The organism is Micromonospora sp. NPDC005710 (assembly GCF_040630995.1).
Classification (GTDB): domain Bacteria; phylum Actinomycetota; class Actinomycetes; order Mycobacteriales; family Micromonosporaceae; genus Micromonospora.
Window position 1 is genome coordinate 253610 of record NZ_JBEXYP010000004.1, and the last position, 19950, is coordinate 273559.

Here is a 19950-nt window from a genome sequence, read left to right on the forward strand (position 1 = left end):
TCGCAGGTCGGCTAAGGTTAGGCGAACCTAAGCCCGATCGTGCAGGAGTTTCGTGACCGCCCTCGCCAGCCGGCCGACCCGGAGTCGGGCCAGCACCCACACCGGGCGTCGGGTGACAGTCACCGTCGCTGCCGCGCTGGTGCTGCTGCTGACAGTGCTGGCCAGCTTCGCGCTCGGCAGCCGACCACTCGGCGTCGGCCAGGTCTGGCACGCGCTCGTCGCGCCGGACGGCGGCGACGCCAGCACCATCGTCCGTGAGCTGCGGATGCCGCGGACCGCGCTCGGCCTCGCTGTCGGGCTCGCGCTCGCCGTGGCGGGCGTGCTGTTCCAGGCGCTCACCCGCAACCCCCTCGCCGAGCCGCGCATCCTGGGCATCAGCGCCGGCGCGTCGTTCGGGGTGGTGCTCGCGATCTCCGTCTTCGGCGTCGGCACGCTCGCCGGGTACGTCTGGTTCGGCATCGCCGGAGCCCTGATCGCCGGGCTGCTGGTCTTCGCCATCGCCACCCGCGCCCGCGAGGGCGCCAGCCCGGTCACCCTCGCGCTCGTCGGCGCGGCGCTCGACGCCAGCCTGGCCTCCGGGGTGTACGCGCTGCTCAGCATCGACGCCCGCACCTTCGAGGAGTACCGCTTCTGGGTGGTCGGCGGGCTCGCCGGTCGCGACCTGTCGGTCGCCGCGCAGGTGCTGCCGTTCGTCCTCACCGGGTTGGTGCTGGCCGCCCTGGTGGCCCGAGGGCTGGACGCGCTCGCCCTCGGCGACGACGTGGCCCGTGGTCTCGGCCACCGGATCGGCCTGGTCCGCCTCGGAGGCGGCCTCGCCGCCGTCCTGCTGACCGGCGCGGCGGTGGCCGCCGCCGGACCCGTCGCGTTCGTCGGACTGGCCGTTCCGCACCTGGCCCGCGCCCTGGTCGGCGCCGACCACCGCTGGACCCTCGCCGTCTCCGCCCTGCTCGGGCCGGCGCTGCTGCTCGCCGCCGACATCGTCGGCCGGCTCGTCGCCCCGCCCGGGGAGATCCCGGCCGGGATCGTCACCGCGCTGATCGGCGCGCCACTGCTGGCCGTGCTGGTCCGCCGCGCCCGGGTGGTGACCGCGTGACCACCACCGGGCTGCCGGGGCGGTCGCTGGTGCGCGTCGGCCCGGTCAGCCTGCTGATCCGCCGTCGCGCGGTGCTGGTGGCCGCCGCGTTGACAGTGCTGCTCCTGCTGGCCGTCGTGCTCAGCCTCTCGCTGGGCACCCCGTACGTCGCCCCAGCCGACGTGCTGCGTGCCCTCTCCGGTGCCGGCACTCCGTACGACCTCGTGGTTCTTGATCTTCGGCTGCCGCGGGTCGTGCTGGCGGCAGTGGCCGGCGCCGCCTTCGGCGTGGCCGGCACGCTGATCCAGAGCGTGGCCCGCAACCCGCTCGCCAGCCCGGACGTCATCGGCATCACCCAGGGCGCCGGCCTCGCCGCGACGGTGGCCCTGACCAGCGGAATGGCCGCGGTACTGGTGGCGCCCACCGCACTGGTGGGTGGGCTGCTCGCGGCGGTGCTGCTGTTCGCCCTCGGTGCCCGGCACGGGTTGGCCGCGCAGCGGTTCGTGCTCGCCGGGGTGGCTGTCGCGTTCGGCTTCCGGGCGCTCACCGAGGTGGTCATGCTCAGCGCCGACCCGATCGACGGGCTACGCGCGCAGATCTGGCTGATCGGCACCCTGGCCGGCAAGGGCTGGACCGAGGCCGCCTGGATCGCCGGCACCCTGCTGGTGCTGCTGCCGGTGCTGGCCTGGGCCGGCTGGGCGCTCAACAGCGCCGCCCTGGACGACGCCACCGCCCGGGGCGTCGGGCTGCGCCCGGTGGCCCGCCGGATCGGCCTCGCCGGCACCGGCGTCCTCGTCGCGGCAATGGTCACCGCCCAGGTCGGCGCCGTCGACTTCGTGGCGCTCGTCGCCCCGCAGGTGGCCCGTCGACTGGTACGCGCCGAACGACCACCGCTGGTCTGCGCCGCGCTGCTCGGCGCCCTCCTGCTGGTGCTGGCCGACCTCGCCGGCCGGCGGTTGTTCGCACCCACCCAACTACCCGCCGGTGTGCTGACCGCCGCGATCGGCGGCCCGTACCTGATCTTCCTGCTGCTGCGCGGCCGGCGGCGGTCGTCGTGACGCCTGAAGGAGTCGTGTGATGCTCTCCACCCGGGACCTGGTCGCCGGCTACGACGAGCGGACAGTCCTCGACGGGCTCGACCTCGACCTGCCCACCGACGCGTTCACCGTGATCGTCGGGCCCAACGCGTGCGGCAAGTCCACCCTGCTGCGCACCATGGCCCGGCTGCTCACCCCCCGCCGAGGCACGGTGCTGCTGGACGGCACCGCCATCCGTGACCTGCCGACCCGGGAGGTCGCCCGCCGCCTCGGCGTCCTGCCGCAGAGCCCGCTGGTTCCCGAAGGCGTCACTGTGGCGGACCTCGTCGGGCGCGGCCGACAGCCCTACCAGCGGTGGTGGCGGCAGTGGTCGGCCGAGGACGGCGCCGCGGTGGACCAGGCGATGGCCCTCGCCGACGTCAGCGACCTGGCCGAACGGCCGGTGGACAGCCTCTCCGGCGGTCAGCGGCAACGGGTGTGGATCGCCATGACACTCGCCCAGGACACCGACGCCCTGCTGCTGGACGAGCCGACCACCTTCCTCGACCTGGCCCACCAGGTGGAGGTGCTGGACCTCCTGCACCGACTGCGCTCCGAGCGGGGCCGCACCGTCGTCGCCGTGCTGCACGACCTGAACCAGGCCGCCCGCTACGCCGACCACCTGGTCGCCATGCGCGCCGGCACCGTGGTCGCCGCCGGGCCGCCCCGGGACATCCTCACCGCCGACCTGGTCCGCGACGTCTTCGGGCTGGCCTGCGTGGTCGTGCCCTGTCCGGTGACCGGCGCACCGCTCGTGGTGCCCGCCTACACCGGCGGCAGCGCCCCGGCTGCCGCTCCTGCCGCTGCCGCTCCGGCTGCCGCTGCTCCTGCCGCGTCTGGCGGGGCGGTCGCTTCGCCGGGTGGCGCTGGTGGCCCGGCCGAAATGACCGCAGCCACGGTCGACCCCTCCTCGTCGACGGCGTCCGTACCGGACGCCCGACCCGCCACCGACGACGCGGCCAACCCGCTCGCCGGCCCGTACCCCTCGAAAGGACTCTGATGCGTCGTCTCGTCGCCGCTCTCGCCGCGGCCGTCGCCCTCGGTGCCGGCCTCACCGCCTGCGGTGAGAGCGACCCGGTCGCCGGTTCCACCACCGGGGAGACCCGGGAGATCACCCACGCCATGGGCACCACGAAGGTCCCGGTCGAGCCCAAGCGCGTCGTCGTGCTCGACACCGACAAGATCGACACGGCGCTCTCGCTGGGCATCACACCCGTCGGCGCCGCCACCGCCGGTGAGGCGAAGAGCTGGCCGACGTACTTCGGCGCGGACAAGCTCGCCGGCATCAAGGAGGTCGGGGTTCTCACCGAACCCGACCTGGAGGCGATCAACGCGCTGAAGCCGGACCTCATCCTCGGCAGCAAGTTCCGCCAGGAGAAGTTCTACGACGAGCTGGCCGCCATCGCGCCCACCGTGTTCACCGACAAGGTGGGCATCACCTGGAAGGACAACCTCCTCCTCGACGGTAAGGCGCTCGGCCGGGAGCAGCAGGCCAAGGATCTGCTCGCCGCGTACGAGAAGCGGGCCAAGGACTTCGGCGCGACCCTCGGCGACGCCGCCGGGCGCAAGGTCTCCATCGTGCGCTTCCTGCCCGGCAACATCCGGGTGTACGGCCCGGACTCGTTCTCCGGCATCGTCGTCGGCGACACCGGCCTGGGCCGCCCCGAACGGCAGTTGCTCGCCAACAAGGAGGACAAGCGCTTCGACCTGGTCAGCCCCGAGCGGATCAACGAGGTCGACGGTGACGTCATCTTCGTGACCGCGTACGGCGACAAGGCCGCCGCCGAGCAGGCCACTGTCGCCGGCGGGACGCTCTGGAAGGGCCTCGGCGCGGTGAAGGCCGGCAAGGCGTACCCCGTCTCCGACGAGGTCTGGATGACCGGCATCGGCGTCGGCGCCGCCAACAAGATCCTCGACGACCTGGCCAAGTACCTCCCCGCCAGCTGATCCCCCCGCCCCCGCCAGCGCCACCTGCGCGACCCGCACCCCGCAAGCCCCGCTGAATCTAAGATCCGCGCAACTTCGGGGAAGATGCTGCCTCGTGAGCTGATGAGGCAGCAGGATCCCTGAAGTTGCGCGGATCTCGGGGTGCCTGGGGCTGAGCGATCGTGCTGTGGCCGGGTCAACGGGAGCGGGAGCGAAGGGCTTGACGGAGTTCGGCAAGAAAGCCGTCGAAGTCCTCGCGGAACCGTTTCGCGGTGACGTGCAGAACTATCCAGTCCTCACCGAGGAGTCGGTTGAGGCGGCGTCGGTCCCGATGGAACTGCTCGGGATCGTCGTGCCACAGGCCGTCGTACTCGACGGCGACTTTGAGGTGCGGCCACGCAAGATCGAGACGGGCCACGAACCTCCCATCTCGCTCAACCACGAATTGAGTTACGGGCATCAGCACTCCGGCGAGGACTATCCGCACGCGGAGCCGGGACTCCGGAATCGACTCCGCGCCCGCGTCGGCCAGCTCAGCCACCCTCACCATCCGTTTCCACCCTCGCTTGCCGATCTCCGCTCGAGAAGCGACTCGCAGTTGGGGGAGGACCACCAACCGTTGGTGGGCGAGACGATCCACGACGGCCACTGCGTCCTCTGTTGGTAACCACTGGGCCAGGTCCCAACACGTGCGCGTGGGCGTGGTGAGCGGGATGCCCTGACGTACCGCAATGTCTTTCGCGGTAATCGTGCCGGTGTGCACAACGAGGCCCGAGACCGGCCCGAACCGCTGCCCTGCGGGCACGAGCACATCGATGGGCTCGTGGTCGGCACCCGACACAGCGCCATAGAGCGCCGCCGCACTGCGACCAGCGATCGCTGCACCCGGTGGCAGAACCCACAGTGCTGCGGCGGCACATCGGGTGCGGTGGGTGATCACCAGCCGGGTGTCGGCGTAGACATCCCGGAATAGCGGACGCCACGCCGCACTGCGTAACTCCGCCCGGGTAAGCAGGCCTTCGGCAACGACGTGGGAACCGCGAAAGACGCGTCCCTGAAGCTTCGTCGGCCGCCGTGGGGAAATAGGCATGACAAATACGATGACCGGCGTTGACGCTGTGCTGCTGCCCCTGTGGATAACCCTCGGTTGGCGGCCGTAACGCCAAGATCCGCGCAACTTCGCTGTTCTTGCTGTCTCCTTGCGTCGCCAGACAGCAGAATCCCCGAAGTTGCGCGGATCTTGGGTGGTTAGAGCACGGTGGACGGATGGGCGGCGCGAGGGGTGGGCGCGTGGACTGTGGATGGGCTCGTGGAGCGTTTGAGGGGCCGTGGCCGTCAGGTGCCGAGGGACCAGGGCGTTGGGCATGGGGTCGGGGCGCGTGGAGCGTTGGGGGCGCGAGCGGTACGAGCGTCGGAGGTGGTGGGGAGTGGTGGCGTTAGGCGGCGGTGGACCAGATGGCGCGGAAGGCTGCGGCTTCGCCGGAGAGCCAGCGTTCGATCTGGTCGGGCTTGGCGTCGGCGGGCATGCGGTGGGCCTGGCCACGGCGGACGTCGACCAGGACCGGCTCGGCGTGCGGGAGCACGGCGTCCATGTGTCGGGCCATCAGATGCAGGGTGGCGAGCACCGATTCTTCGCTCGGTGGGGCCTCGTCGAAGTGCAGGCGGATCGCTTCGGCGCGGCCGTCGGCGTGGCGTACCCCGAAGTGGGGGTTGATCTTGACGGGAAGGTCGCCCAGCATGGCCAGGGCGTCGCGGGTCTGGGCGAGATCGATGGCGGCCGGCTCGCCGAGGGAGTGCAGCCAGGTAGTGGCACCGGGGACGAGCGTCTGGTAGAGCGGGCGCCACCGTGGCTTGACGATGTCGGCCACCCCGGCGAGGTGGGTGCCGCCGGTGTGGAAGGCGATGTCGGCCTTGAGTGCCTTGACGAACTGGCCGTGCGGGTTGAAGCCGGTCCGGCTCGCGCGCTGCTTGCGCAGCCCGCCGACGAAGGTCGCCTTGGTGGGGCCGGTGCGGTCGACGTAGCGGGTGAAACCGAGCAGTGTGGCGTAGGGGGTGAGGGGCGTGGAGGCGGGCGCGGTCATGGGCGTCCTCCCAGGTCAGGAACTTTATTAGTACACACATTCTAATCGACGGGTCTGACATTGCCCAGCCAAGTTGAGAGGGTGTGCCGCCTCCTGGGAACCGGACGAATCGACCGGCCGGAGGCGTGTCGTGGGCCACCGCCGGTGGGTCGCCGCCGGTAACATCTGCCACGGCTCACCGGCCGGTCCCGCCTCCACTCGACACGGAGGCGGGGGTACGCGTACTCGACATCAGGGCGTCGCGCCGGCCGGGTCGACCCACCCTCGCTCACCTCATCACGGGAGCACCCATGATCGATGTTCGCTCGTGGCCACGGGGAGTGGTCGCTGCTCTCGGGGCGGTCGTGGTCGGCCTCGCCGGCACGCTTGTCCTCATGACCCCGGCGAACGCGGATGCTTCGGATTTCAGCATCGATCACGAGGTTCGGTGCCTGGCCGACGGCACCTACCAGATCCAGTGGACAGTCCTTGCCAAGACGCAGGCGACCGATTCGACGCGGTACCGCTTCGTCACGGTGGAGGTGTACCCGCCCGACAGCAGCATCGACCCCATCGCTGCCAGCCCCGAGGGCGTCTTTCCGCACTCGGTGGGCAAGCCGGTGGTCGGCAGCCAGACCCTGCCGGGCACCACGACCTTCGCCGACCTGATCGTGTGGGTGCAGTGGGACGACGGCTACTACGAGACGTCCGGCTTCTCCGGCGGCGTCCCACTCGACGGCAGGTGCGGGCAGCCTCCTACCGATCCGACGGCCACCTTCCAGTCCCGGTGCGACGGCACCGTGCTCGTCGACCTGGCGAACCCGCCCGCGGGGCGGACTGTCGACCTGGTGGTCAAGGCCTTCCCGGTGGGCTTTTCGCGAACCATCTCCCTGGCCCCGGGGAAGTCCGTGAAGGGAATCGAGGTGCCCCGGGGATTCGACGTCCTCACGGTCACCGTCGCGGGAGAGCGGGAAGCGTTTGCCGTGTACTCCTGGGTCGCCGATCCAGGTCACTGCATCGTCCCGGGCATCCGTGCCCGCTCGACCTGCGACGAGTTCGTCATCGCGGTGTCGGCTCCGAACATCGGCTGGAACCTGTTGGTCACCTTCGACCCCAGTCGCGGCCCGGAGCAGCGGCGGAGAATCGAGACCGGCACCACAGTCGACGTCTCCTTTCCGGCCGTCGCGGGGCTGGCCGTCACACTGCGGTCGGAGGAGTTCGACCCGCAGGTCAGCCACCTGAATGGCCCGTACCGGTGGGAGCGGCCAGCGGGGTGCGCCGACGGCGGGGGAGGCGGCCTTCCGGTGACCGGCCAGTCGACCGGCGGCGTGGTCGCGGGTGCGGGCCTGCTGCTGGGTGTCGGAGCGACACTGTTCGTTTTGGCCCGTCGTCGACGGATCTGGTTCACCGTCTGACACTCACCGGCAGGCCGCGTGAAGGCCGCTGGCTGATCAGAGGAACAGCCGTCCGGGGGCGGGTAGGACCCCGATTCACGTTCGCGATGCCGCGAACTTTGTCTTATTTGTGGCGTTATTGTGCGTTGTGGTCACTGATGAGGCGTCCAGGGTCATCCCTGGCAGGGGTACGGCGGCGAGGACCGTCCAGTCCGCCGACCCCGCAGCCGACCGCGACCGTTACCTGGACCTGCTGCGAGCGGCAGCGCTGGTCCGGGTCGTGCTCTTCCACGTGACCGGGTGGATCTGGCTCAGCCTGCTCGTCCCGGCGATGGGTCTGATGTTCGGCATCGCCGGATCGCTGATGGCGTCGTCACTGGACCGGCACGGCCCCTCGGCCGTGCGCCGGCGGCTGCGCCGCCTCCTGCTGCCGTTCTGGGCGTTCGGCGCGGTCACCCTGGCGGTGCTCTCCGTCGACTGGCACCCGAGCGGTGTGACCGGCTGGGCCGAACTGCTGTGGTGGGTGGTACCCCTGCGGGTGCCTCCGGTAGGCGGGCCGTCCTGGGCCTGGGCGTTCCACATCGGGCTCTGGTACGTAGTCACCTACCTGTGGTTGGTGCTGCTCTCCCCGGTGCTGCTGCGGCTGTTCCGCCGCTGGCCGTGGCCCAGCATCGGTGTCGCCACCGCGCTGCCGGTCGGGATGCACCTCGCCGGTGTGCACGCCGGCTACTTCGTCGCCGCCTACCTGTCCTGCTGGCTGATGGGCTTCGCCCACCACGACCGGCTCCTGCACCGCATCCCGTGGCGGTGGTACGGCTGGCTCGTGGCCGGCCTCGCCGGGGTGGGCGGCACCTGGGTGGTGGCCGCCATGCGCACCGGTCGGGCCGTCGACCTCAACCACATCGCGGGTGGCACCACGCTGTGGTCGATGGCCCTCGTCGGCGTGCTGCTGAGGGTGCGGCCCCGGCTCGTCGGCCGGGCGCCGCTCGGCCCGGTGCTCCGGGTGGTCAACGCCCGAGCGGTCACCATCTACCTCTGGCACATCCCGGCCAGCCTCGGGATGTTCCTGTTGCTCGCGCCGGTGCTTCCCTACAACTCGCCCGCCTCGATCGCACTGCGACTGACCGGTGTGTGCCTACTGGCCGCCGGGGCGGTGCTGCTGTTCGGCTGGATCGAGGACGTCGCCGCCCGGCGTACCCCTGCGCTGTCGGGTCCGCGCCCGGGCCCTGCCGGTCGGCACCGCGCCGATCGACAGCTCAGAGCTGGCCGACGTCGGTGATCCGGACCACCGCCGCGCCGACCTCGTCCGAGGCCGCCAGGTCGACCTCGGCGCTGATGCCCCAGTCGTGATCGCCGTCCGGGTCGTCGAAGATCTGCCGTACGGTCCACCGCTCCCGACCCTGCTCGATCATGATCAGCGCCGGCCCGCGGGCGTCCGGCCCGACCCCGATCGAGTCGTACGCCTCGAAGTACGGCGCGAGGGCGTCGGCCCACGCGTCGTAGTCCCAGCCGTCCTCGGCGTCCAACTCGGCGAGCAGATCCCAGCGGCGTAGCGCGGCCAGCTCGACGCGACGGAACAGCGCGTTGCGCACCAGCACCCGGAACGCCCGCGCGTTGCGGGTCACCGCCGGCGGCCGATCCGTCAGGGCGGCGTGCGCCTGGGCCACCTCGGCCACGTCGGACGGGTTGCGCAGCCGCTCCCACTCGTCGATGAGACTGGAGTCGACCTGGCGGACCAACTCGCCCAGCCACTCGATGAGGTCGATCAGCTCCTCGGTCTTGGCGTCCTCGGGCACGGTCTGGCGCAGCGTCTTGTACGCGTCGGCCAGGTAGCGCAGGACGAGACCCTCCGAGCGGGTCAGCCCGTAGAACTGCACGTACTCGGTGAAGGTCATGGCCCGCTCGTACATGTCGCGGACGACGGCCTTGGGGGAGAGTTGGTGGTCGGCTACCCACGGGTGCCCCTGCCGGTACATCTCGTACGCGGCCTCCAGCAGCTCCGCCAGGGGCTTCGGGTGGGTCACCTCGTCGAGCAGTTCGAGGCGCGCCTCGTACTCGATGCCCTCGGCCTTCATCGCGGCGACCGCCTCGCCGCGTGCCTTGAACTGTTGCGCGGAGAGGATCTGCCGGGGGTCGTCGAGGATCGACTCGATCACGCTCAGCACGTCGAGGGCGTACGACGGGGACTCGGCGTCGAGCAGCTCGATGGTGGCCAGCGCGAGCGGGGAGAGCGGCTGGTTGAGGGCGAAGTCGAGCTGCAGGTCGACGGTGAGCCGGATGCGTCGGCCGGTCTCGTCCGGCTCGGGCAGCTCCTCGACGACCCCGCCGGCGCGCAGCGCCCGGTAGATGGCGATGGCCCGGCGGATGTGTCGGCGCTGGGCGGTCGGCTCCTCGTGGTTGTCGGTGAGCAGGTGCCGCATCGCGGTGAACGCGTCCCCGGGCCGGCCGATGACGTTGAGCAGCATCGAGTGGCTGACCTGGAAGCTGGAGGTCAGCGGTTCCGGCTCGGCGTCGACGAGGCGGTCGAAGGTGGGTTGGCCCCAGCCGATCGAGCCCTCCGGTGGCTTCTTGCGGACCACCTTGCGTCGCTTCTTCGGGTCGTCGCCGGCCTTGGCGAGGGCCTTCTCGTTGTCGATGACGTGCTCGGGGGCCTGCACCACGACCCGGCCGATGGTGTCGTAGCCGGCCCGGCCGGCCCGCCCGGCGATCTGGTGGAACTCCCTGTTCTTCAACAGGCGGGTACGGACCCCGTCGTACTTTGACAGGCCGGTGAAGAGCACGGTGCGGATCGGCACGTTGATGCCGACGCCGAGGGTGTCGGTGCCGCAGATGACCTTGAGCAGGCCGGCCTGGGCGAGGGTCTCCACCAGGCGGCGGTACTTGGGCAGCATGCCGGCGTGGTGCACGCCGATGCCGTGCCGGACCAGCCGGGACAGCGTCTTGCCGAAACCGGCGGTGAACCGGAAGCCACCTATCGCCTCGGCGATCATGTCCTTCTCGGCGCGGGTGCAGACGTTGACGCTCGTCAGCGCCTGGGCGCGTTCCAGCGCGGCGGCCTGGGTGAAGTGCACCACGTACACCGGGGCCTGCTTGGTCTCCAGCAGCTCCTCGAGAGTCTCGTGCAGTGGTGTCATCGCGTACGAGAAGATGAGCGGGACCGGCCGCTCCGCCGTGCGTACGACCGCGGTCGGCCGCCCGGTGCGGCGGGTCAGGTCGTCGACGAACCTGGTGGTGTCCCCCAGGGTGGCGGACATCAGGATGAACTGGGCCTGCGGCAGCTCGATGATCGGCACCTGCCACGCCCAGCCCCGGTCGGGTTCGGCGTAGAAGTGGAACTCATCCATGATCACCTGGCCGACGTCGGCCTTCGTACCCTCGCGCAGCGCCAGGTTCGCCAGGATCTCCGCCGTGCAGCAGATGATCGGGGCGTCGGCGTTGACGCTCGCGTCGCCGGTGAGCATGCCGACGTTCTCGGCGCCGAAGACCTCGCAGAGCGCGAAGAACTTCTCCGACACCAGGGCCTTGATCGGCGCGGTGTAGAAGGTCGTCCGGCTGTCGGCGAGGGCCGCGAAGTGCGCGGCGATCGCCACCAGGCTCTTCCCCGAGCCGGTGGGCGTGTTCATGATCAGGTTGGCGCCGGAGACGATCTCGATGACCGCCTCTTCCTGATGGGGGTAGAGGTCGAGGCCGCGCTCCTTCGCCCAGCCGGCGAACGCGTCGAAGAGGGTGTCGGGGTCGGCGCTTGTCGGCAGCGCGGCGGTGAGCGTCATAGCCTGTCCATGGTGCCTGGATCATGCCCCGGTACGCCAACCAGGCCCGCACCGGACCCCCGTCCGGGCGTCCCGAACACCCCGCCACGTCCCGGTTCAGGCGTTTCGGTCACCGTCGGCGGTACAGCAGATCGGCGACGGGCCGACCCGCCGTGATCGCCCGCCGCTCGAACTTCGTCACCGGCCGGTGCGCCGGACGCGGCGCGAAGCCCCCGTACGCGTCCACCAACTCCGGGTCCGCCTCCAACGTCTCCCGCATCGCCTCGGCGTACTCGGCCCAGTCGGTAGCGCAGTGCAAGACGCCGCCGGAGCGCAGCCGGGACCGCAGCAGCGCCACGTGCACCGGCTGGATGATCCGCCGTTTGTGGTGGCGGGCCTTCGGCCACGGGTCCGGGAAGAAAACGTGCACGGCGTCCAACGAACACTCGGGCAAGCCGTTGACCAGTGACAACGCGTCACCCTGCGCCACCCGCACATTCCGCAGGCCAGCGCGGTCGACCAGGTCGAGCAGGTTCGCGATTCCCGGCGTGTGCACCTCGACCGCCAGATAATCTCGATCCGGGTCGGCGGCAGCCATCGCAGCGGTGCTGTCGCCCATGCCCGAGCCGATCTCCAACACCACTGGCGCCCGGCGACCGAACAGGTCGGCCAGGTCGACGGGCACCACAGGTCCGTCCGGCACATCCAGGCCGTACGCGGGCCAGAGCCGGCTCAGCGCGTCGGTCTGCCGGTCGCTCATTCGACCCCGGCGGGGGTGGAACGTGCGGATCGTCCGGTTGACGGGCGGGACGGCGGGGTCATTGTCGGTGGCGGTCACAGCGACCCGAGCGTACGCGACGCCGCCGCCAGATCGGATGTGATGTGCGACCGGAAATGAGAGGATCCAACTGGTACGGCAGGTCGGGTGCTCCACTGCTCGACCCGGCCGTACGGCGTCGAGAGGGGGCATCGTGAGAGTGACCCGCGGTGTCGTGACCCTGTCGCTGGCGACCGTGCTCGCCGGACCGTTCCTGGCGGCCGCGCCTGCTCTGGCCGCGCCTGAGCGGGCTGCTGCCGTCGGGCTCGCGCCGCAGCCGGGAGGGCCGCCCGGTGGTGCGCCCCAGCCGGCGCCGTCGGCCGACATCTTCGTCGAGGTGAGCCCCAGCACGGTGCAGCCCGGCTACCTGGTCGGCATCCGGGCCAGTTGTGGGGACAACTCGGTGGGCGCCACTGTGGTCTCCGACGCCTTCGGAGCGGTCGGCGTACAACCGCAGGGCGGGGTGCTCACCGCCGCGCCGATGGTCCGGGAGCGCACCCGCCCCGGCAACTACCGGGTCAAGCTGGAGTGCCGTGGCGGCGAAACCGCCTCGACCATGCTTCAGGTGGTCAAGAAGATCCCCAACCAGCCGAGTCGTGGTCCGGCAACCGGCTTCGGTGGAAGCAGCGGCGGAGTGACCGGAAAGCTGCTGCTGCCCGTCGGCGCGGCACTGACCATCGCCGGGCTGATCATCGCCGTGATGGCGCTGCGCCGCCCCCGAGCCACAGCGCGTCGCTGAGGCCGTCATGGAGATCTTCCGCCCCACACCGCCGCCACCAGGCTCACGCCAGCCGATCTCTGGCCGCCCCGCGTCGCCAACCGATGACGGGCGCCAGCCGTTTGCCGGGCGTCCCGCGTCGCCGCCCGACGATGAGTGGCCGACCTTCGACGACGGTTGGCCGGACGTCGACGGCCCGCCCGATTCCCAGCGCCGGTCGGATCCCGACCGTCCGTCGGTGGCGGCGCGTGCCCCGACCGCCGTCGCACCTCGGCGGAGCCGTCCGTCCGGCCGCAGCCCCTGGTCCGTACCGTTGGCGGTGGTGTTGGTGTTGGCCGGGGTCTTCGCCACCGGGGCCGGGCTGGGCCGCTCGGTCGGTCCGTTCGACCTGGCCCCGACCGGCGGTGACCGGCCGGCCCGCAGTGAGTCGGTCGGCTTGTCGGCCAGTCGCCCGGTGCGCCTCTCGGTGCCGGCGATCAAGGTGGCCGCGCCGGTGGCGCCAGTAGGGCAGGCGCGGGACGGCTCGATCGCCGTACCACCGTTGGAGAAGCACAACGAGACCGGTTGGTACGACCGCGGGCCCACACCCGGTGAGCCCGGCCCGGCGGTGATCGTCGGGCACGTCGACACGAAGTCCGGCCCGTCCGTCTTCTACGACCTGGGCAAACTCAAGCCCGGCGATCTGATCGAGGTGGCCCGGGCGGACGAGTCGGCTGTGGTGTTCCGGGTCGACACCGTCGAACATTTCCCGAAGGACCAGTTGCCCGCCGAGCGGATCTACGGCCACGACGGACCACCAGGGCTGCGGTTGATCACTTGCGGTGGGCAGTTCATCGGCGGCCGCACCGGCTACGCGGACAACGTGATCGCCTTCGCGACCCTCCAGTCCTCCCGCAAGTCCTGATTCCCGAGGCTGACCCGGACAGGAGGCTGGCTGCTTCGCCCGCTCTCGCTTGATCGACTCGGGGTCATTGAAGTCGGGGTGTCAGGCCGACCCGGACACCGCAGTTTCAATGAACTCGAGTGGATCACGCCGCCGCCGGTCAGGGCTGGGGAACGTGCAGCGCCACTTCGAACTCCAGCAGGCTGGCACCGGTGGCGACCGGTGGGCGGGGCTTGTCGCCGGGGGCGGCGGCGTGGGCGGCGCGTGACGGGCCGGCGGCCCACGCCTGGTACGCCTCTTCGTTCTCCCATTTGGTGTAGACGAAGTAGCGGGTCTCGCCGGCGACCGGGCGGAGCAGTTCGAAGCCGAGGAAGCCGGGGGAGTTCTCCACCGCGCCGGCCCGGGCGGCGAACCGCTTCTCCAGTTCCGCGCCGCCACCGGCGGGGACGTCGATTGCGTTGATCTTCACGACTGCCATCTGCCCACCCTAGCCACTCAGAACGCCTCGTCAGCCACTCAGAACGTCTCGACCGCCGGGACCAGGTCCGCGTCGACAACGATCGGCGCGTGGTCGGAGGGGCCCTTGCCCTTGCGGGCCTCGCGGTCCACGTACGCGGAGCGGACCGCTCGGGCGAACGGCGCGGAGGCGTACACCAGGTCGATTCTCATGCCCTTGTTCTGGTGGAACATCCCGGCCCGGTAGTCCCAGTAGGTGAAGGGGTGCGGACCCTTCATCGGGGTGGGCACGACGTCGCTGAGGCCCAGGTCGCGGAGCGCCGCGAGGGCCGACCGTTCGGCCGGGGTGACGTGCGTGGAGTGGGTGAAGACCGCCGGGTCCCAGACGTCGGCGTCGGTCGGGGCGACGTTGAAGTCTCCGCAGACCGCCAGCGGCAACCCGCCGGCCAGCTCCGCGGCCAGCGCGTCGCGCAGCGCCGCGAACCAGGCCAACTTGTACGCGTAGTGCGGGTCGTCCGGTGTCCGGCCGTTGGGCACGTACACCGACCAGACCCGCACCCCGTCGCAGGTGGCGGAGATGGCCCGGGCCTCGGGCGCGGGGAAGCCGGGCTCGTCGACGAACCCGACGCGGACGTCGCCCAGCCCGATCCGGGACAGGATGGCCACCCCGTTCCACCTACCGTCGCTGTGGCTGGCCACCATGTAGCCCAGCTCGCCCACCTCGGTCGCCGGGAAGGCCCCGTCGGGGCACTTGGTCTCCTGGAGGCAGACGACGTCCGGCCCGGTGTCGGCCAGCCATTCGAGCAGCCGGGGTAGGCGGGCCTTCACCGAGTTGACGTTCCAGGTCGCCAGGCGCATGCCCCCAGCCTGCCGTATCCGCCGCCGCGACGCCGGGTCAGCTGCCCGGGGTGTCGCCGGGACGGGTCTGTTCGGCCAGGAAGCGCTCCAGTTCCGCGCCCAGTTCGTCGGCGGTCGGCAGTGGGCCGGCGTCCGGGGCGAGCAGGCTCTTCTCGCCCCGCCCTCGGGCGAACGCGTCGTACTGCTCCTCGAGGGCCTGGACCAGGGCGGCGGCGTCCTCGGTCTGCGCGACCTGCCTGTCGATCTCCACGCGAACCACCTCGGCGGACGAGCGCAGCCCGTCGCCGGGCAGCAGCAGCCCGGTGCTGCGCGACACCGAGGTGAGCAGCACCTCGGCGGCGGCCGGGTACTCGGTCTGCGCCACGTAGTGCGGCACGTGGGCGGCGAAGCCCAGCGCGTCGCGGCCCTGCTCGCCGAGGCGGAACTCGAGCAGGTGACCGACGCTGCCGGGCACCTGGACACGTTGCAGCCAGGGCTCGTAGCCGGCGATCAGCTCAGGGCGGGTGGCGTGCGCGGTCACCCCGGTCGGCCGGGTGTGCGGGACCGCCATGGGGATCGAGTTGAGCCCCACGGTGAGCCGGACGTCGAGTCGGGCGGCGAGCCCGGCGACGGCGGCCACGAAACGCTCCCACTGCAGGTCCGGTTCGGGGCCGGTGAGGAGCAGGAACGAGGTCTCGTCGTCGTCCTGGAGCAGGTGCAGCTCCAGCTTGGGCGCGTCGACGCTCTCCCAGTGGTCCTCGACGAAGGTCATCACCGGTCGTCGCGATCGGTAGTCGAAGAGTTGGTCGACGTCGAAGGTGGCGATCGGCCGACCCTCCAGCGAGGTGAGTAGCTGCTCACGCGCCAGTCGGCTGGCGTTTCCGGCGTCCACGAACCCGGTGAGGGCCTGGATCAGGACCGGCTGCCCGAGGTCGGGCAGGTCGTCGGTGAGCTGGTAGAGCTCGTGTGGGTCGAGCACCGGTGCGGACCTCCTGAAATGTGCCTACGGGGCGCCGTCGCGACGGAGGGCACCCGTTCGAGCAACGTACCCGCCATCCTGGTGCATTCCTGCGCCGGGCAATCCGTCGGGCGGGAGTTGGGCATGACCGGACCAATCATCTGTTTACGCCACCGGGCCGAGGCCCTGTTGACCGATCGGCCGAGGGCCTCTTCGGCGCAAAGGCCGAGTTTGTCGATCATGTCAGGCTCGGAGGTCTGATGTCCGGCCCCGTCCCGGGCCGTGCCGACCCGCGTGCGCCGCCAGCTTCATCCGGTACGCGAGGTTCGTTCCCCGGGCGGGTCGAGCCGCCCGGGTCGTCCACCAGTACCTGGCGAATCTGTGTCGAGGACCACGTGATCACCGTGCGTGATCGGGGTTTCCACCTGCCTAGCCTCGGTTGATGCGTGACGACGGCACCCTCGACGACCCGTACGCCCCGAGCAGCCCCACTGCCGATACGGAGGATGGCACCTCAACCGAACGGACAACCGCCGCGAGCCGGCTCCGGGCGTATGCCCGGGACCTGACCGGTCGACGCCGGGCACAGGTGGCGCTGGCCACCGGTGTGGTGTGCTGCCTCGGTCTGACCGCCGTCGTTCAGGTTAGGAACGAGGACGCGGACGCGGCGACCCGGGGCAGATCGCTGTCCAGCGCCGAGTTGGCGCAGCGCGCCGAGCAGCAGCGCGCCTCCCGTTCCCTCGACCGCACTGCTGCCCCGAGCACCGCTGCCGCCGCCCCGTCCGCCACGGCGACCCCCGCCGACCCGGACACCACGGCACCGGCCCGCAAGGTCACCCCGGCCCGCCCGACCGACCCGGCTCCCGTCGCCGGGCTGGACGAGGACCAGATGGAGAACGCGGAGGCGATCGTTCGGGCCGGCCGCAGGATGGGGGTGCCGCGCCGGGGTCTGGTGATCGCGGTGGCCACCGCCATGCAGGAGAGCAATCTCTACAACGTCGCCAGCGGCGTGCTGCCCGAGTCGCAGAACTATCCGCACCAGGGCGTCGGCTGGGACCACGACTCGGTCGGGTTGTTCCAGCAGCGGTCCAGCAGCGGCTGGGGCCCGGTGGGCCGGCTGATGGACCCCGAGTTCGCCACCCGGCAGTTCCTCGGCGCGCTGGAGCAGGTGCCCGGTTGGGAGCGGATGCGGCTCACCGACGCCGCCCAGGCGGTGCAGGTCTCCGCGTATCCCGAGTACTACCAGCAGCACGAGTGGCGGGCCACCCGGGTCGTCGACGCCATCGTGCCGGCGGGGCGGTAACCTACCGCCCACTATGGACGGTCAGGGTTGAGGCTCAGGCGTCCCGGGTACATGTGTTGCAGGTTCGAGGTACACATGAACACGGGATCGTCGACAGGAGGACGCCATGTCACTGATGCAGCGGATCACCACGTTCCTGCGATCGCCGAAGGGGCAGCAGTTGGTCGAGCGCGGTCGTCGCGAGATGGCCAAGCCGGCCAACCAGCAGAAGCTGAAGGGGTTGGCGGCCCGGCTGTCCAACCGCCGCCGCTGACCGCTCCATCGGCCGCCCTGTCCACCGTTTCCACCCCTGGGGAGACCTGGTGACCGACACCCCGCCGCCCGTCGGCGGTCAGCCCGCCGCCCCTACTCCACAACCGTCGGCTCCGCAGCCCGCCGCCGCGCAGCCGCCCGCCGACCTGCCGGCCGGGCCGGTGGACGCCCCCGAGGGTCCGCCGGCCCGTCTCTGGGACCGGATGCGCGACGACCCGCAGTACGCGCCGGAGCACCTTGCCCTGGAGGCGGTTCGCCGCCTCGGGCCGGAAGCCGCGCAGTGGGCCGCCCGGGCCCGCGCTGAGCAGCCGGGGGTCTCCGCCGACGCCCTGGCCGACCAGGCGGCCCGCAAGTTCGTCAACCTGGCCCGGCTGTCCGGCGCGGTCTCCGGCGCGGCCGGGCTGCCCGGCGCCGTGATCGACGTGGGCGTGCTGGCCTGGACCCAGGCGCGGATGGCGCTGCACATCGCCGCCGCGTACGGCATCGACCCCCTGCACAGTGACCGGGCCAGCGACCTGTTGGTGCTCCAGCGGGTGCACAAGGTCGCCGAGAGCGCCCGGTTGGCACTCGGCGTGGCCGCCGGCCGGGAACGCGCCGACGCGCTCTTCGGTCTGGGCGGTCAGCGTCCGCTCGGGCGGGTCATGCTGCAACTCGGTGTCCGGCTGGCCCAGATGGCAGGTGTCCGGGCCGCGAAGCGAATGGTCGCCAAGATCGTCCCGGGTGCGGCAATAGTGCTCGGCACCTGGGCCAACTCGTCCGCCACGAAGGACCTCGCCCAACGGTCGCGAGCCCTCTACCGTTCCCGCGGCAACGCCGTTCCGGAGCCGCGTCAGCCCTGACGACCCACCCGGATGGTCAGCCGGCCAGGCCGGAGGGGCGCCAGGTCGCCTCGGCGATGCGGCCCTGGCCGGTGGCGTTGGGGTGGAACCAGTCCAACGGGTTGAGCAGGTCCAGCGTGAACCGGACCTTGTGCAACGCGCCGCCGTCGTGCCGGCACCGTGATCCGTACGCCCGGCAGGCCGCCTTCAACTCGGCGTTGTACGCGTCGATCCGGTCCCGGACGGCGGCCCGGCGCGCCCGGTCCGCGGGCGCTGTCGAGGTCGCGTCGGCCAGCAGGGCCGGGCAGATGCCCCGCCGCCACGCGCGGGTCGCCCGCGCGTCGCCGTGCCCGACCTCCCAGAGCCGGTACAGGTCGGGAATGCTCACCACGAGCACCCGGGCCTTCGGCCGGCCGGTCCGCAGGACCCGCAGGCCCCGGTCGACGTCGGCCCGGAACTGCGCGACCGGCGTCATCGCGTCCACCCCGCCCCGGCAGACGTCGTTGGCGCCGATCAGCACCGTGACGTAGTCGACGCGGTCGCGTACCGCAGCCTGGGCCTGACCCTCCAGAGCGTCCGCGCGGGCGCCGGGACGGGCATGGTTGTACGTCCGGTCGCGAATCGCCGAATTCTGTTCGAGCAGCCGCCGGTAGTGGCTCTGGACGCGCAGCCCGTCCCCCGTCGACCAGGAGTTGCGCTCGCAGGAGGTGAGCACCAGGCAGGAGGCGAAGCCGGTGCTTATCGAGTCGCCGAGGGCGGCGATGCCGCCGGGACCGCCCGACGGCGGGGCGCTCGTGGTGGGGCGGGGTTCCGCGGAGTTGCCGCCCTCGCAGGCCAGCGCGACGAGCGCGGCGAAACAGGCCAGGGCGGCGACCCAGCGTCGAGGCATGACGTCTCCCGTTCCCGCAGCACAGAGCGACAGCGCGGTAACTCTATGCGCAGGACGTGGTTTGCCGGGAAGTTGCTGTCGGGAATGCGGCAGAGTGCCGACACCGAAGCCGTCGAGGTGCTATGCGTCCCGCCACGGGGCCCGCTGGCCGTGCAGCCACCAGTGCAACGCCCTGGTGATCCGGGGCAGCACCAGGTACGTCATCAGCGGGGTCAGGCAGAGCGTCATCAGCAGCACCCGGGCCGCCAGCGGCACCGCGTCCAGGAAACGGCTCGTCAGCAGTGTGGCGGTCAGGCTCAGCGGGAAGAATGCCAGCCAGATGGTCACCGCCTGCTTCCAGCGGGGTGGCGACGCGGGCGGGGCCGGCTCCACCTGGTCCACCGACTGCTCCAGCGGCCTGTCGAACCACCCCTCGATCCCGGTACGCCGCTCGACCCGGGTGTGCTCGACGATGCCCTGCGCCGAACTGAGCCACCAGTGCCGCTGCGGCGACTCCTCCCACCGGTGCAGCGTCTCGGCGTCGGCGAAGCGGTAGAGCATGTGCCACTCCGGCGAACCGGGGCCGCTCTGCACCCAGCCGGCCCCGAGGAACCCGGGGAACGCCTCGGCCAGCGCGGTACCGGCCCGCATCCAGGCCACCATCTCGCTCGCCCGGCCGGGGTCGACGCGGCGGGCGATGGAGACGGTCACCGGCACGGCGAGGGTCATTGACATGCGCCCATCCTGCGGTCGGCGAGGCCCC

Annotated in this window: 20 protein-coding genes; 11 read left to right on the forward strand and 9 right to left on the reverse strand. The window is 71.4% G+C overall.

The window, feature by feature from the left end:
• Positions 1 to 52: 52 nt before the first annotated feature.
• The 4 genes from ABZ406_RS07545 to ABZ406_RS07560 are packed head-to-tail and all read left to right on the forward strand — an operon-like array spanning position 53 to position 4095.
• Positions 53 to 1093: an iron ABC transporter permease gene (locus tag ABZ406_RS07545; protein WP_357756842.1), complete on the forward strand. Its 1041-nt coding sequence runs from the start codon at positions 53 to 55 to the stop codon at positions 1091 to 1093.
• Entirely contained in the window at positions 1090 to 2130 is a 1041-nt protein-coding gene (locus tag ABZ406_RS07550) for an iron ABC transporter permease (protein WP_357756845.1), read from the forward strand. The genes ABZ406_RS07545 and ABZ406_RS07550 overlap by 4 nt, the downstream gene beginning before the upstream one ends.
• Positions 2131 to 2149: 19 nt before the next feature.
• Positions 2150 to 3148, forward strand: coding sequence for an ABC transporter ATP-binding protein (locus ABZ406_RS07555; RefSeq protein WP_357756848.1), 999 nt, complete (start codon positions 2150 to 2152; stop codon positions 3146 to 3148).
• Complete coding sequence (locus ABZ406_RS07560) at positions 3148 to 4095, forward strand: iron-siderophore ABC transporter substrate-binding protein (RefSeq protein ID WP_357756850.1); 948 nt, start codon at positions 3148 to 3150, stop codon at positions 4093 to 4095. Before ABZ406_RS07555 ends, ABZ406_RS07560 begins: the two co-directional genes overlap by 1 nt.
• A 175-nt stretch (positions 4096 to 4270) precedes the next feature.
• Here ABZ406_RS07560 and ABZ406_RS07565 read toward each other — a convergent pair whose 3' ends face one another.
• Entirely contained in the window at positions 4271 to 4615 is a 345-nt protein-coding gene (locus tag ABZ406_RS07565) for a hypothetical protein (protein ID WP_357756853.1), read from the reverse strand.
• A gap of 895 nt (positions 4616 to 5510) precedes the next feature.
• Positions 5511 to 6155, reverse strand: coding sequence for a hypothetical protein (locus ABZ406_RS07570; RefSeq protein WP_357756856.1), 645 nt, complete (start codon positions 6153 to 6155; stop codon positions 5511 to 5513).
• Between the two features lie 290 nt (positions 6156 to 6445).
• Between ABZ406_RS07570 and ABZ406_RS07575 the strand changes: the two genes are divergently transcribed.
• Positions 6446 to 7549, forward strand: a complete 1104-nt coding sequence (locus tag ABZ406_RS07575) for a hypothetical protein (protein WP_357756859.1) — start codon at positions 6446 to 6448, stop codon at positions 7547 to 7549.
• Positions 7550 to 7676: 127 nt separating this feature from the next.
• On the forward strand, positions 7677 to 8807 hold the full coding sequence (locus tag ABZ406_RS07580) for an acyltransferase (RefSeq protein ID WP_357756862.1): 1131 nt from the start codon (positions 7677 to 7679) through the stop codon (positions 8805 to 8807).
• On the opposite strand, the gene ABZ406_RS07585 is transcribed toward ABZ406_RS07580, so the two are convergent.
• Entirely contained in the window at positions 8785 to 11298 is a 2514-nt protein-coding gene (locus tag ABZ406_RS07585) for a DUF3516 domain-containing protein (protein WP_357756865.1), read from the reverse strand. The two genes, ABZ406_RS07580 and ABZ406_RS07585, sit on opposite strands and share 23 nt — an antisense overlap.
• Before the next feature lie 109 nt (positions 11299 to 11407).
• Positions 11408 to 12037 (reverse strand): tRNA (guanosine(46)-N7)-methyltransferase TrmB, encoded by a 630-nt coding sequence (trmB, locus tag ABZ406_RS07590; protein ID WP_357757276.1) that lies wholly within the window; start codon positions 12035 to 12037, stop codon positions 11408 to 11410.
• 208 nt (positions 12038 to 12245) lie between these two features.
• Here trmB and ABZ406_RS07595 point away from each other — a divergent pair, with 208 nt between their 5' ends.
• Positions 12246 to 12833, forward strand: coding sequence for a hypothetical protein (locus ABZ406_RS07595; RefSeq protein ID WP_357757280.1), 588 nt, complete (start codon positions 12246 to 12248; stop codon positions 12831 to 12833).
• A gap of 217 nt (positions 12834 to 13050) precedes the next feature.
• Positions 13051 to 13716 carry a class F sortase gene (locus ABZ406_RS07600; protein ID WP_357756867.1) on the forward strand — a complete coding sequence of 222 codons (666 nt, stop codon included), beginning with the start codon at positions 13051 to 13053 and terminating at the stop codon, positions 13714 to 13716.
• Between the two features lie 139 nt (positions 13717 to 13855).
• Here the strand turns inward: ABZ406_RS07600 and ABZ406_RS07605 are convergent, their stop codons facing one another.
• Genes ABZ406_RS07605 through ABZ406_RS07615 form a run of 3 tightly spaced genes read right to left on the reverse strand, consistent with a single transcriptional unit; the run spans position 13856 to position 15967 of the window.
• Positions 13856 to 14173: an antibiotic biosynthesis monooxygenase gene (locus ABZ406_RS07605; RefSeq protein WP_357756870.1), complete on the reverse strand. Its 318-nt coding sequence runs from the start codon at positions 14171 to 14173 to the stop codon at positions 13856 to 13858.
• A gap of 38 nt (positions 14174 to 14211) precedes the next feature.
• Positions 14212 to 15009 (reverse strand): exodeoxyribonuclease III, encoded by a 798-nt coding sequence (locus tag ABZ406_RS07610; RefSeq protein ID WP_357756874.1) that lies wholly within the window; start codon positions 15007 to 15009, stop codon positions 14212 to 14214.
• Between the two features lie 37 nt (positions 15010 to 15046).
• Positions 15047 to 15967, reverse strand: a complete 921-nt coding sequence (locus ABZ406_RS07615) for a PAC2 family protein (RefSeq protein ID WP_357756876.1) — start codon at positions 15965 to 15967, stop codon at positions 15047 to 15049.
• Between the two features lie 421 nt (positions 15968 to 16388).
• Between ABZ406_RS07615 and ABZ406_RS07620 the strand changes: the two genes are divergently transcribed.
• From ABZ406_RS07620 to ABZ406_RS07630, 3 genes are all read left to right on the forward strand, one after another.
• On the forward strand, positions 16389 to 17249 hold the full coding sequence (locus ABZ406_RS07620) for a peptidase M23 (protein ID WP_357756879.1): 861 nt from the start codon (positions 16389 to 16391) through the stop codon (positions 17247 to 17249).
• A gap of 106 nt (positions 17250 to 17355) precedes the next feature.
• The gene (locus ABZ406_RS07625; protein WP_165435705.1) at positions 17356 to 17502 is read left to right on the forward strand and encodes a hypothetical protein; all 147 of its coding nucleotides are present in this window, start codon (positions 17356 to 17358) and stop codon (positions 17500 to 17502) included.
• A gap of 49 nt (positions 17503 to 17551) precedes the next feature.
• Positions 17552 to 18340, forward strand: a complete 789-nt coding sequence (locus ABZ406_RS07630; protein WP_357756882.1) for an EcsC family protein — start codon at positions 17552 to 17554, stop codon at positions 18338 to 18340.
• Between the two features lie 16 nt (positions 18341 to 18356).
• Here ABZ406_RS07630 and ABZ406_RS07635 read toward each other — a convergent pair whose 3' ends face one another.
• Both ABZ406_RS07635 and ABZ406_RS07640 read right to left on the reverse strand, forming a co-directional pair.
• Complete coding sequence (locus tag ABZ406_RS07635) at positions 18357 to 19208, reverse strand: GDSL-type esterase/lipase family protein (RefSeq protein ID WP_357756885.1); 852 nt, start codon at positions 19206 to 19208, stop codon at positions 18357 to 18359.
• Between the two features lie 120 nt (positions 19209 to 19328).
• Positions 19329 to 19922, reverse strand: coding sequence for an antibiotic biosynthesis monooxygenase (locus ABZ406_RS07640; protein ID WP_357756887.1), 594 nt, complete (start codon positions 19920 to 19922; stop codon positions 19329 to 19331).
• Positions 19923 to 19950 lie beyond the last annotated feature (28 nt).

What these genes read in the sequence shown, in the direction of transcription:
- ABZ406_RS07640 (WP_357756887.1), bottom strand. Translation starts at nt 19,922, where the DNA reads ATGTCAATGACCCTCGCCGTGCCGGTGACCGTCTCCATCGCCCGCCGC.
- ABZ406_RS07555 (WP_357756848.1), top strand. Translation starts at nt 2,150, where the DNA reads ATGCTCTCCACCCGGGACCTGGTCGCCGGCTACGACGAGCGGACAGTC.
- ABZ406_RS07605 (WP_357756870.1), bottom strand. Translation starts at nt 14,173, where the DNA reads ATGGCAGTCGTGAAGATCAACGCAATCGACGTCCCCGCCGGTGGCGGC.
- ABZ406_RS07625 (WP_165435705.1), top strand. Translation starts at nt 17,356, where the DNA reads ATGTCACTGATGCAGCGGATCACCACGTTCCTGCGATCGCCGAAGGGG.
- trmB (WP_357757276.1), bottom strand. Translation starts at nt 12,037, where the DNA reads ATGAGCGACCGGCAGACCGACGCGCTGAGCCGGCTCTGGCCCGCGTAC.
- ABZ406_RS07610 (WP_357756874.1), bottom strand. Translation starts at nt 15,009, where the DNA reads ATGCGCCTGGCGACCTGGAACGTCAACTCGGTGAAGGCCCGCCTACCC.
- ABZ406_RS07570 (WP_357756856.1), bottom strand. Translation starts at nt 6,155, where the DNA reads ATGACCGCGCCCGCCTCCACGCCCCTCACCCCCTACGCCACACTGCTC.
- ABZ406_RS07560 (WP_357756850.1), top strand. Translation starts at nt 3,148, where the DNA reads ATGCGTCGTCTCGTCGCCGCTCTCGCCGCGGCCGTCGCCCTCGGTGCC.
- ABZ406_RS07585 (WP_357756865.1), bottom strand. Translation starts at nt 11,298, where the DNA reads ATGACGCTCACCGCCGCGCTGCCGACAAGCGCCGACCCCGACACCCTC.
- ABZ406_RS07620 (WP_357756879.1), top strand. Translation starts at nt 16,389, where the DNA reads ATGCGTGACGACGGCACCCTCGACGACCCGTACGCCCCGAGCAGCCCC.
- ABZ406_RS07575 (WP_357756859.1), top strand. Translation starts at nt 6,446, where the DNA reads ATGATCGATGTTCGCTCGTGGCCACGGGGAGTGGTCGCTGCTCTCGGG.
- ABZ406_RS07635 (WP_357756885.1), bottom strand. Translation starts at nt 19,208, where the DNA reads ATGCCTCGACGCTGGGTCGCCGCCCTGGCCTGTTTCGCCGCGCTCGTC.